At 74.9% G+C, this 8,057-nt stretch carries 8 protein-coding genes; 5 read left to right on the top strand and 3 right to left on the bottom strand.

Annotated elements, in window-relative coordinates:
* Nucleotides 1–380 (bottom strand): hypothetical protein (locus AOK00_RS25415; protein ID WP_055602587.1); only part of this gene is annotated, 380 nt, incomplete at its 3' end.
* 268 nt (nt 381–648) lie between these two features.
* On the opposite strand from AOK00_RS25415, the gene AOK00_RS25410 reads away from it, so the two are divergent.
* A partial coding sequence (locus tag AOK00_RS25410) for a tetratricopeptide repeat protein (RefSeq protein ID WP_254047496.1) occupies nt 649–1,838 on the top strand: 1,190 nt, incomplete at its 5' end.
* Between the two features lie 40 nt (nt 1,839–1,878).
* Here AOK00_RS25410 and AOK00_RS25405 read toward each other — a convergent pair.
* Nucleotides 1,879–2,472 (bottom strand): histidine phosphatase family protein, encoded by a 594-nt coding sequence (locus tag AOK00_RS25405; protein WP_055602586.1) that lies wholly within the window; start codon nt 2,470–2,472, stop codon nt 1,879–1,881.
* A 144-nt stretch (nt 2,473–2,616) separates the two neighbouring features.
* Here AOK00_RS25405 and AOK00_RS25400 point away from each other — a divergent pair, with 144 nt between their 5' ends.
* The 4 genes from AOK00_RS25400 to AOK00_RS25385 are packed head-to-tail and all read left to right on the top strand — an operon-like array spanning nt 2,617 to nt 7,534.
* A complete protein-coding gene (locus tag AOK00_RS25400) occupies nt 2,617–3,456 on the top strand; it encodes a phosphatase PAP2 family protein (protein ID WP_055602585.1) in 840 nt (279 codons plus the stop codon).
* Nucleotides 3,389–4,540: a hypothetical protein gene (locus AOK00_RS25395; RefSeq protein WP_107097468.1), complete on the top strand. Its 1,152-nt coding sequence runs from the start codon at nt 3,389–3,391 to the stop codon at nt 4,538–4,540. Before AOK00_RS25400 ends, AOK00_RS25395 begins: the two co-directional genes overlap by 68 nt.
* A 37-nt stretch (nt 4,541–4,577) precedes the next feature.
* Entirely contained in the window at nt 4,578–6,167 is a 1,590-nt protein-coding gene (locus AOK00_RS25390; protein ID WP_055602583.1) for a hypothetical protein, read from the top strand.
* A complete protein-coding gene (locus tag AOK00_RS25385) occupies nt 6,164–7,534 on the top strand; it encodes an AAA family ATPase (protein WP_254047495.1) in 1,371 nt (456 codons plus the stop codon). Before AOK00_RS25390 ends, AOK00_RS25385 begins: the two co-directional genes overlap by 4 nt.
* A 22-nt stretch (nt 7,535–7,556) precedes the next feature.
* Here AOK00_RS25385 and AOK00_RS25380 read toward each other — a convergent pair.
* Nucleotides 7,557–8,057: peroxiredoxin-like family protein (locus tag AOK00_RS25380; protein WP_055602582.1), on the bottom strand; the 501-nt coding region annotated here is incomplete at its 5' end.

Below are 8,057 nucleotides of genomic sequence, written 5' to 3'. Positions count from 1 at the left end.
CAGCCGGCGGGGCGGGGCGCGTCCCCGGCGGGTTCGGGCAGCTCCGGCAGCTCGGGGAGACGCAGACCCCGGCCCGAGGTCCGGGTACACGCGCTGCCGGGCATGTCCCAGGCTGCGGCCGTCCCGGGCGGGACGAGGAAACCGAGGGTGTCGCAGGTGCCGTCGTGGACGACGGGGCCCACGGCGGGGACGGCGCCGCGCCGCAGGATGTCGACGGCCTCGAGGCCCTGCCGGACCGGCACGGTCACCAGGTCCCAGGGCTCGGCGGGCTGCTGGGCCACGGCCGGAACCGGACCGCGGTCCTGGGGGGTGGACTGGGACGCGCGGACGTCCGGGGCGGGCGCCTGGCGCGTGGCCGACTGGGAACCGATCTCCGACATGGGACCCCTCCTCGCTCCTGAGGAGACACGTTCCGTCTCTCCCTTACGGTTCAACGCCCGTGCGCGTCAACGGCTACGGCGCCATGCCGCCGCAAAGGATGGCAGTTCATGGCAGATCGCAGGCGAGATATCCGATTTGTAGCCAAACTCTGCGTACGCATCCGGTCACAGCAGGTACGTTCTTGCCGCCGGACCACCCGGCAGCACAGGAGAGGGCTCGGCCATGGCGATGTCACGGGCAGTTCCCAATCTCGCCTTCCGCCGGCNNGGGAGATCGGCGAACAGGTCGCGTGCGACGCCCGCTACATCGGGCGCGTGGAGGCGGGCGAGATCCGTTGCCCCAACTACGCGTACGAGCGGGTCTTTCTGCACATGTTCCCCGGTCTGGGTCTCTCCGACCTGGGCTTCTCCGCGCGGGAGACGGTGCGCGGCCGGCGGCAGCCGGTCGCGGCCGGGGCTCCGGCTCCCGCGGCACCACCGACCCGGAACGATGAGGAGAGCGACGTGCTGCGTCGCGCATTCATGACGAGCGGCTCCGCCACCCTGGCGGCCGCCTCGCTGGGACTCGGCGGCCCCGCCGTCGCGATCCCCGCCCCCCGCGGCACCCACCGGATCGGCGACGCCGAGGTGCGGGCCGTCGAGGACGCCGTGCGGCAGATCCGCCTGCTCGACGACCGGCACGGCGCCGACGGGCTCTACAAGGTCGCCGCCCACCCGCTCCGGGCCGCGTACGCGCTGCTCGACACGGGAACCATGACCCGCCGCTCCACCGAGGACCGGCTGCACGCGGGCGCGGGCGAGCTCTCCCTCTCGGTGGGCTGGCTGGCCCACGACTCGGGCCGGCACGACGACGCCCGCTCGCACTACGCCGAGGCCCTCGCCACCGCGCGCGTGTCGGGGAACGCGGCCCTGGAGGCGCACGCCTTCTGCAACACGTCCTTCCTCGCCCGGGACACCGGCCGGTACCGCGAGGCGGTGCGGGCGGCGCAGGCCGGCCTGCGGGCCGCCAGGACGCTGGACTCGGCGCGGCTGCTCTCGCTGCTCTCACTGCGGGAGGCGGCCGCGTGGGCCGGGCTCGGCGACCGGCCGGCCTGCGAGCAGGCCCTCGGCCGCGCCCACGGCTTCTTCGACCGGGGCGCGACGGACGAGGACCCCGAGTGGATGTCGTTCTTCGGGGAGCCGGAGCGGGAGGCCCTGGAGGCCCAGTGCTGGTCGGCCCTGGGCGACTGGGGCCGGGCCGCCCGGCACTCCCACCGGGCCACGGTCCTGCAGAACCCGCACTTCGCGCGGAACCTGGCGCTCTACCGCGCCCATCTCGCCAAGAACCTGGCGCACGCGGGCCGCCCCGACGAGGCCGCCGCGGAGGCGAAGCGGGTCGTGGACTCCCTGGAGGGCATCGCCTCGGCCCGGATCCGCAGGATGCTCGTCGACACCCGTCAGGCCCTCGCCGCGTACTGAGCGGTGGCCGGGGGCCGCCGGTCCAGGTGCCCGGCGCCGCCTACTCCAGGTGCCCGGTGTCGTTCCAGCGCTCGACCGCCGGGGCGCCGTACGCCCAGCCCAGGACGGACAGGCTCGTCGGGTCGAGGCGGATGCGGGAGGCGAAGGAGACGTCCTCGCCGAGCCAGCGGGCGCCGATCGACCGCAGGATGTGGCCGTGGGCGAAGACCAGGACGTCACGGTCGGCGGAGCGGGCCCAGTTCACGATCTCGTCGGCGCGGTCCGAGAGCTGCGCCAGGGTCTCTCCGTCCGGGACCCCGTCGCGCCAGATGAACCAGCCCGGCCGGATGTCCTGGATCTGCGGCGGGGTCAGCCCCTCGTACGCCCCGTAGTCCCACTCCATCAGCGCGTCCCAGGGTTCCGCCCGCCCGGCGAAACCGGCGATCTCGCAGGTCTCGCTCGCGCGGACCAGGGGGCTGGTGCGCACCTCCACGCCGGGCAGTCCCTGCCAGGGGCCGCGGTGGAGACGCTCGCCCAGGAGCTTCGCGCCGCGCCGCCCCTCGTCGAGCAGCGGGATGTCGGTCCTGCCGGTGTGCCGGCCGAGAAGTGACCACTCGGTCTGGCCGTGCCGGGCGAGCAGGATGCGCGGTGCCATGGGAAGGATCTCCAGGGGTTCACGGTGCGGACGTGCCGCTCCCATCATCGCCCACGTGGATTCGGGGTGACGTCCGGGCAACCCCCGGGTGGCGTCCGGCGTCCCCTCCCCCGGGGCGATCACTGGTTGGGGGGACCTCTTCGTATGGGCAAGCCACGCTGGTGGGCCGAATTGGCGCTGGTCGCGGTCGTGTACGCGGCCTATTCGGGCGGGCGGCTCCTCGTCCGGGGCGACGAGGCCGCGGCCGTCGAGCACGGCCTCGCGATCCTGCGTCTGGAGCGGCTGCTCGGCATCGACGCCGAGCACCCGCTGAACCGGCTGTTCACGGACGTGCCCGCCCTCGGGATCCCGGCGGACTTCGCGTACGCCTCGCTGCACTATCTCGTCACCCCGGCGGTCCTGGTCTGGCTCTTCCGCCGCCGCCCCGCCCACTACCGGGCCGCCCGCACCTGGCTGATGGCCTCCACCCTGCTCGGTCTGGTCGGCTTCACCCTGCTGCCCACCTGCCCGCCCCGGCTGCTCGACCCGGTGTACGGCTTCACCGACACGATGGCGTACTTCAGCGCGTACGGCTGGTGGGGCGGCGAGGCCAGCGCGCCGCGCGGGCTCGGCGGTCTCACGAACCAGTACGCGGCCATGCCCAGCCTGCACGTCGGCTGGGCGCTGTGGTGCGGGGTGATGCTCTGGCGGTACGGGCGGACACCCGTCACCAAGGCGCTCGGGGTCGCGTATCCGCTGGTCACGACGCTGGTCGTGATGGGGACCGCCAACCACTATCTGCTCGACGCGGTCGCCGGAGCGGCCGTGATGGGCGCCGGCCTGCTCCTCACCCCGCATGCCCTGCGGCTCGCCCGGCGACTGCGCGGGACGACGGAAGCGCCCCCGGTTGTCAGTGGCGGATGCGAGACTTCCACGGGTGAGCGCATCCCCGGACAGCGGTCTGTCCCGACCTCCGCAGACGACACGTCGACAGCTGCTCGCTGAGCTGCGCGGACCGGCCACTCCGCCGCGTCCGCTGGACGCGCGGGCCCTGGCGGCACTGGCCGCCAACCCCGGCTGCCGGCGCCGGGCCCTGCTCGACGGCGCGGGGGTCGACAAGTCCGCGCTGGCCGCGAAGCTCGGCTCGCCGGCCCCGTTCGGGCAGTCCCAGTTCGCGATCGTCCGGGGCAACTCCTTCGAGGCGAAGGTCAAGGCGGACGGCGGCCGCGAGCTGCTGCGCCTGATCGGCGTCGACGAGCCGGGCACGGTGTCCGTGCCCGAGCTCGCGGCCGCCGGACCCGAGGGCCGGGTGGCGCGCACCGCCCTCGCCCTGCGGGAGGCGACCGCGGCGGGGGCGTGGACGCTGCTCGACCATCCGCTGCTGGCCCTGGAGGTCGCCGGTTCCCCGGTGTACCTGGAGCCGGACGCGGTGGTGGTCCGTCCCGACGGCGGGTGGACGGTCGTGGAGATCAAGTCCTTCCCGATGGTCGACGGCGCGGCCGACGCGTCGAAGGTCGGCGCGGCCGCCCGGCAGGCCGCCGTGTACGTGCTCGCGCTCGAACGGGTGGCGGCGGTGACCGAGGGCGCCCGGGTCGCCCAGTCGGTGCTGCTCGTCTGCCCGAAGGACTTCTCCAACCTGCCGACGGCCTCGGTCGTCGACGTGCGCAAGCAGCGGTCGGTCACCCGGCGCCAGCTCGACCGGCTGACCCGGATCGACGAGATCGCGGCGGCCCTGCCCGAGGGCGTCAGCTTCGATGTGGCCGAGCGATCGGCCGAGGAGCTGACGGCGGCCGTGGAAAGCGTGCCCCATCAGTACGCGCCGGAGTGCCTGGCCGCCTGCGAGCTGGCCTTCCACTGCCGGTCGCGGGCCCGGCAGGCGGACGCGGTGGAGACCCTGGGCCGTTCGGTACGGGGTGAGCTGGGCGGCCTGACGACGGTCGGCGCGGTCCTCGCGGCGGCGCGCGGCGAGGAGGGCGACCCGGAGGACCCGGCGGTGGCGGCGCTGCGCAGGGCGCGGGCGCTGCGCGAGGAGGCGCTGGCGTCGGCGCCCGCCCGCACTCCTCGGGAGCACGTCGAATGCCCCTGCTGACGCCCGTTTCCTGTGCCGCGCCCCGGGAGGGCCTCGCATGTCGCTGATCTCCACCCTCGCCCGTATGGAGGCCGTCGAGGCCGGCCGGGCGCAGCCCCTCGCGACCGTCCGGCACCGGCGGGTCTCCGAGCGGCCGCTCGTCCTCGTGCCGCTGACCACGGCCGGTGAGGCGGGCGCCCCGCTGGGCGCGCTCGTCGGCACCGACCCGGAGGAGCCGCGGCTCCTGGTGGTGGCCCAGCCCCGGGACCGGGACCTGCGGTTCGCCTTCCTCGCCGACCTGGCGGAGGAGGTCCTGCCGTACGTCGACTCGTTCACGGAGGCCGTCGAGGCGGCGGAAAGGAGCGAGGTCGACCCCGGGACCGGCAGGAAGGTGAAGGTCGAGGTGGAGCTGTGCGCGGACGCGCCGCAGCTGATCGTGCCGAGCCGGGCGGGCATCGAGTACGTACGGCTGCTCGGGCGGTCGACGCGGTTCCGGCGGACCGCCGAGCAGGACCCGGAGACGCCGTTCCCCGCGCCGCCGCGCGTCCCGCTCCTCGGGCGCTGGCTGACGCACTTCGGCGACCGGGCCCGGGTGCCCGGCTCCTCGCTGCTGCTGTCGGCGACCGATCTCCTCAACCGGCACTGGGCGACCGGCCAGTCCTCCCTGGAGGACCAGCACCTGGGCGCGCTGCTCGCGTGGATCGACCCCCACGACGGTGAGCCGGGCGCCGAGGCGGCGCTGCGGGCCGAGGCCGGGCGGGACTCCGACGGGCAGTTGCTGTGCCCGCCCGCCGGTCCCGCCACCGATCCCGCCTTCGACAACCGGCTCCTCGCGCCGGCGATCGAGCGGTACGACCGGGCCCGGCAGGCCGTCGGCGCCGCCGAGGACGGCGAGGCGGCCGAGCGCGGACTCGGCGAACTGCACCGGTCCGAGCGGGAGCTGCGCCGGCTGGTCGTCTCGCAGATGAAGCCCACGTGGGACGCGGTGTGGCGGGCGATCGGCCTGCTGCGCGAGCTGCCGGAGGGGGCCAGGGTCGAGGACCGCTGGACCCGCGACCGCTGGTCCTTCACCGCCCACCGGGACCGGGTCACCGCCGGTGAGCCGCCGCAGCCGCGACGGGACGACGCCGTGACGGCGGCCCGGAAGCTCGCCGCGCGCGAGCAGGCGCAGGGCCAGCTGGAGGCGCAGGAGGCCCTCGACGATCCGCTGGTGCTCGCCGGACGGCGGCTGTCGGGCGAGGCGTTCACGGCCGAGGTGGTCGAGGTGACGATGGCGTGGACGGAGTCCAAGCGGCCCGCGCCGCGCCCGCTGCTCACGGTCCGCACGGAGGACCGGCCGCATCTGGGCGAGAAGGTGAAGGTGTACCGCTCGCTCGAAGGAAAGCCGCAGTCGGCGGAGTTCGTGCGGTACGAGGAGGACGGGGCGCTGCTGCTGCGCCTCCTCGACCGGATGGGCCGCTCGAAGGAGCCCGCGGAGGGCTCGGTGCCGGAGAAGGGCGAGCGGATCGCCTGGACGCTGTTCGAGCACGACCAGCGGGTCGGGCCGCAGCTGCCGGAGGCGGAGGAGACGCCCTGGACGCACGGCGGTCCTCCCCGGACCGACGCCGTGGAACTGCCCGACGCCGTGACCGCGGAGGATGTGCTGTGACCGTGTTCGACCTCTCGACGCCGCCCGTCGACGACGCGGCGCCCTTCGACCCCTCGGCCGCCGCGGGCAGGGCGACGGCCGACATCCTGGCGGCCACCCTGCACGGCACCGCGCGCGGTGTCGTCGTGGACTCACCGCCGGGTGCGGGGAAGTCGACGCTCGTGGTGCGGGCCGCGCTCGAACTGGCCGCGGCCGGGCGCCCCCTGATGGTGGTGGCCCAGACGAACGCGCAGGTGGACGATCTGGTCCTGCGGCTCGCCGAGAAGGAGCCGGACCTGGAGGTCGGCCGGCTGCACTCGAACGACAGCGACCCGTACGACAAGGCGCTCGACGACCTGGAGAACGTACGGAAGTCGGCGAAGGCCGGTGAGCTGACCGGGCTTCCGGTCGTCCTCTCCACGGCCGCCAAGTGGGCGCACGTGAAGAACGTCGAGCCGTGGGCGCACGCGATCGTCGACGAGGCGTACCAGATGCGTTCGGACGCGCTGCTCGCCGTGGCGGGGCTCTTCGAGCGGGCGCTGTTCGTGGGCGATCCCGGGCAGTTGGACCCGTTCTCGGTGGTGGGCGCCGAGCAGTGGGCGGGGCTCTCGTACGACCCGTCGGCGAGCGCGGTCTCGACCCTGCTCGCGCACAACCCGGAACTGCCGCAGCACCGGCTGCCGGTGTCCTGGCGGCTGCCCGCATCGGCGGCGCCGCTGGTCTCGGACGCGTTCTACCCGTTCACGCCGTTCCGCAGCGGCACCGGGCACGGGGACCGGAAGCTCTCGTTCACGGTCGCGTCGGACGGTTCGGGCCCCGACCGGGTCCTGGACGAGGCGGCGGAGTCGGGCTGGGGCCTGCTCGAACTGCCCGCCCGGCACACCCCCCGCACCGACCCGGAGGCGGTCGGCGCGGTCGCCGTCGTGGTGCGCCGGCTCCTCGACCGGGGTGGCGCCGCGGTCTCGGAGCGCTCGGAGTCCCCGGTACCCCTGACACCCGACCGGGTCGCGGTCGGCACCGCCCACCGCGACCAGGCGGCGGCGGTCCGGGCGGCCCTCGCCGAACTGGGCGTCACGGGCGTGACGGTGGACACCGCGAACCGGCTCCAGGGACGTGAGTACGACGTGACCGTCGTCCTGCACCCGCTGTCCGGGCGCCCCGACGCGACCGCCTTCCACCTGGAGACGGGGCGGCTGTGCGTGCTGGCGTCCCGGCACCGGCACGCGTGCATCGTGGTCTGCCGGGCGGGCGTCACGGACCTGCTCGACGCGCACCCGTCGACCGAGCCGGTCCGGCTGGGCGTCGCCGTGTCGTTCCCGGACGGCTGGGAGGCGAACCACGCGGTCCTCTCCCACCTGGAGGAGCACCGGGTCGCCTGGACGCCCTGAGCTTTCCTGGGCGCCTTGAGTTCTACCGGGCCGGTTCCGCCGCCAGGGTGAGGAGTTCGTCGACCGACCACTGGTCGTAGATGTGCTCGCCGTACTTCACGGCGGCGACCCGGCCGTCGGGCGTGATCAGGAAGTCGGCGGGGAGTCCCAGGCGACCGGCCGGCTGCGCGCCGGCCGGCAGCCGGCCCCTGCCCCGGAGCAGCTCCCAGGCGCCGCGGAGCACGCCCCCGGCGATCGCGGGCCAGCCGCGCGGGTCGAGCAGGGCCCGGCGGTGGGACTCCACGCCGAACTCGGCGTACAGCACCTTGTCGGGGTCCGCGACGACGGCGAACGGCAGGTGGGCCACGTGCTCGCGGAGCTCCTCGGCGGGCGAGTGGAAGAACACGACCTCCCGGATCCCGGCCCGCTCGATCTCGTCGTGGCGCTGGGCCACCGAGCGCAGATGGAGATTGCACACGGGGCACCCCGCGAAGCGCCGGAACTGCACGTGGGTGGTCCGCCCGGGGTCGGGGAGGGTGAGCGG

This window comes from Streptomyces aureus, from assembly GCF_001418135.1.
Taxonomy (GTDB): Bacteria; Actinomycetota; Actinomycetes; order Streptomycetales; family Streptomycetaceae; genus Streptomyces; species Streptomyces aureus_A.
Note: the sequence above shows the minus strand (reverse complement) of the source record. Positions and strands in the feature narration are given on the sequence as shown.